A 3,702-nucleotide genomic window follows, 5' to 3' on the forward strand; every position below is an offset into this window, starting at 1 on the left:
ATTGCCTGAGTGATAGAAGGTTTCAGTATGCTCCCCATAGACTTCCAGTTTCCCTGCCCATTTGCCAAAACGTGCAATTTTATGCTGCTGATGCTCTGGGTCAATCCAGTACACAGAGATATCGTGATTTGCAAGGAACTCATAGAGGGCTCTTGAAGATATACCCCGCATTGATTTTGTTATCCGCTCTCTCTGCGATCCGGAAGCCGTTACCACTGTTTCTGAGGTGGCCTTCTCAAGGGAGGCTTTGAGTGATCTGTATGAGAATATAGACTTCACTCTGGCAGCAATCTTGCCTCTCACCACATGTATTTCAAGCCTGATTATAATGTCATTAAACTGGATTCCAGGGGTCTGTATGGGGGAATGATTTCCGAGTTTCGCTTCGCCTTTTGGGTTGTAATTAGTGTCAAAATGACTTCGGGGGACAGAAAAAGAATATTGATGTCCATACTCACTTGTAACTGCATTATCTTGTTTGAGTAAAGTCTCCTGTGAAGTCGTGAGCCTTAGGGTGACCTGGTTAAACTGATCTGTGAATGTCCTCCAGTCATGGAATGATCCAAGCTCTAATATTTGCTTCGGTTGAGATGTTAGAAAAAACTTTTTTGCTATCGTTTTGTGTGTTTTGCTGAAGGGAGCCTCAAGGCTGAGAATTGAAGCAAAGCTATAAACTTTGATCTCTTCAGGCCTTATAGTCGATATATGGCAGGGTCCGGCTGTGGGAGGTTCGTGATCGTCAATTTTCAGAAGGTTATGGGGAACAGCCAATATCTTGCTTTGATAATGTTTTCCCGGGAGGCCATTTGGGAAAAGCCATATGTCTATAGTGTAACGTCCCTGATGGCTCCAATCATGACCTACGACAGAGAAAGTGACCCGAGTTTTAAAGTAACTGCCAGGAGGGAGATCCGCTGGGGAGCCAATATCTCCATACGTTATGTCTGAAAACTGATGACCCCGATATTCGCTGCTAGTTGAAACAGGAATATCGCCCATGAACTGTACTCGATATTTGTGACTATCAACTTCAAGGTACTCTGCTCCGGCAGCCTCACTATAAACCGGGAGAGGCTCTGGTTGTCTGTCATATCCTTCATGCTCCTCCTCATTCACTGATTGCGTGTATTTCGATCTGATTTCTCCTTCGCTGCTGCTGTAAGCAAGAGAATATAAGGCTGCAATCAGCAGGAAACATAGTAAGGTTTGAAACATCAACCTTTGTCGGATGTTCTCACTGTGAGGCAGTATCGAAGGGCACATAACTCAGATACTATCGTGTAGGCTGCAGCAGCAGTATAGTTACTGATTCCTGGCCTGAACTTCGGTCAAGGTTCTGTTTTTCCTGATGGTTCTAGATGGTGCCTCACGTACCAGCCGCGGGAACTGGCGTGTTGATCAGGCCCCGAAGGGCGCAATGATGAAAACCTCACGGCAAGGCAAGGCGGTGCCCAGCTTGTCGGCTATCTTCTGGCACAGTGCCGGTGACCGCAGCGCGGCAAAATAGGCTATGTCTGTATAGTCCAGATTGTTCAGGCCACTGGGTGAATGACAGGAGGCAAACATCAGCTTCATGTCCAGAAGCTCCTTGAAGTCGGGAGTGAAGCTGACTTGAAAATGGCCGTCATCGTTTGTCTGACTGCCAAAAAGGTCGGCAAACAGCTGACGCAATGCCGGCCGGTGTTGCCCGACAAAATCCAGATGTTCCTGCAAGCGGGGCAGGTCCTTGCCCACAAACTCCTGCGCAAACGCCTCGAGCCTGTCCGCTGCCAGCGGACGAAAGCCAGCCGCTTGCCAGCTGCGCCACAAACGCAGGGCCCAAAGTGCAGCCATGGCCGCCTCGCTGTCGGTGACACCGCTGTAGCGTTTGACATAACCGTTGCGATCTTCCCGGCGCGCCTTTGCGAGACGGCTCAGGCAGCGGACAAAAGAGCCTGACCCCTGTTCAAGATAATCGGTAACGGCTTGTCTGGCCGGGCATTCATGAATCAGCTGAAACAGAAACAGGTGGAGTGCCGGCTCAAGATGCAAGGACACAAGGCTGGCTGGCAGCTGGTCGAGCAAAAGAGAGCGCCAGCCGAGCCGCCGGTCACGACGACACAAGGTCGATCCGACCCGGGTGTCTGACTGATACTCAGGCGCCCCCAGCTCCTCCTGCTGCTGGACGTGCCACAGGTCATGGCAGGCAAGCCCCAGCGGGGCCATCATGAAACCGTCGGCATTGAGTGCATAGCGCGTCATCAGGCCGACAGGGTGTATGCCCAGATGACTCAACAGGCAGAAGTCGGCAATATCCAGTTCTTCAAAGGAAGGATACAGCAGCAGGTGTTGTGTCCCGAGATAGATATACAGACTGTCCCATAGCCGACACAGGCCATAGTGATCGAAGGGCTCGCTCCACTCACTGCCACCAGCCCGTTGGTGGCCGCCAGATACTTCGACCGCGACCTTGAGTGGGTCCAGTGTGGCAACCGGCAGCGCCTCGCCGGCCGCAGCCTGCTTGCCCTGCTCAAGGTGGCGGGACCAGCCTGTCACTCTATGGATGTGCTGCGCGAAGACTTTTGGCCTGGTAGCGGACAGAGGACCGAGCACCTGGCGGTCGGTCATGACTTCATACACACTCATGAGTGCCAGCGCCAGACAGACCGTACGCCTGTAGGGAGCACCGGCCGCCTTCAGCTCGCAAGCTCTCTCACGGGTCCAGGCCAGCGCCTGATGCTCCTTCGCTGTCAGACGCTCATCAAATTGCTTGCCGGCTCTTATGTGATCGATAAAACGGCACATATTGCGCAGCGTTGTCATAAGCGGCGGAAAACAGAACTCTTCTCCCCGCGCTTCCAGTTCAGACCGCCGGGCCTGCAAGCAGCTGAACTCTTCAAGATAGCCGGGTTCCTTGCAGTCCCTGGCCAGCCAGTCATCCTTTTCCAGCTGCCCGTCGGGCAGTGGCGTCCGGGGATCGGGCACCAATCCCTTCAACGGTGACTGCCCACTGGCGTAAAAATTGATGGTCAGCGGCTGGCCGAGCCCTGCCCTGACGGCAGCGGGATCTTCATTCACCAGTCGCGTATATTTCTTTCTGAATTTGCCTTCACTGCTGCTGTAAGCAAAAGAACACAAGGCTGCAATCAGCAGGAAAAATAGTAAGGTTTGAAATATCAACCTTTGTCGTATGTTTTCACTGTGAAGCAGTATCGAAGGAGACATAACTCAGATGCCATCGTGTAGGCTGGAGCAGCAGTATAGTAACTGCTCCTGGCCTGAAGCTCAGTCAAGGCTCTGTTTTTCCTGATGGTTCTGATGGTAAGGGAATCGGAAAATGGAGATCCTGAAACGCCTGAAGTACTTTTGGCATACTTTGCGCTGCTTCATCTTCCAGCTCTGGAAGTTTTGTATAGCCTCTTGGGTGTCTACTCTGTGATTTCGATGGAGAGATGACTATGGAAAAGGTGGCATGGTTTTCCCCTATCGCCTTCGTGAACTGCTGGAATGTCACGCTGCCTGAGTGATAGAGAGTGTCAGTATGCTCCCCATAGGCTTCCAGTTTCCCTGTCCACTTGGCAAAATGTGCAATTTTATGCCGCTGATGTTCTGGGTCAATCCAGTATATAGTGATATCGTGATCTGCAAGGTAATCACGGAAAGCCTTTGGACATATCCCCTGCATTGACTTTGTTATCCGCTCTCTCTGTGAGCTGGAAGTTG

Annotated in this window: 3 protein-coding genes; all 3 read right to left on the reverse strand. The window is 51.7% G+C overall.

What is annotated here, in order from left to right; genetic code table 11:
- Positions 1 to 1,215 (reverse strand): hypothetical protein (locus E1189_RS02840; protein WP_230460085.1); only part of this gene is annotated, 1,215 nt, incomplete at its 3' end.
- A 183-nt stretch (positions 1,216 to 1,398) separates the two neighbouring features.
- Positions 1,399 to 3,159 (reverse strand): hypothetical protein, encoded by a 1,761-nt coding sequence (locus tag E1189_RS02845; RefSeq protein WP_196221112.1) that lies wholly within the window; start codon positions 3,157 to 3,159, stop codon positions 1,399 to 1,401.
- A gap of 109 nt (positions 3,160 to 3,268) precedes the next feature.
- Positions 3,269 to 3,702 (reverse strand): hypothetical protein (locus tag E1189_RS02850; RefSeq protein WP_230460086.1); only part of this gene is annotated, 434 nt, incomplete at its 5' end.

Origin of the sequence: Parendozoicomonas verongulae, assembly GCF_009711465.1 — a bacterium.
GTDB lineage: Bacteria > Pseudomonadota > Gammaproteobacteria > Pseudomonadales > Endozoicomonadaceae > Sansalvadorimonas > Sansalvadorimonas verongulae.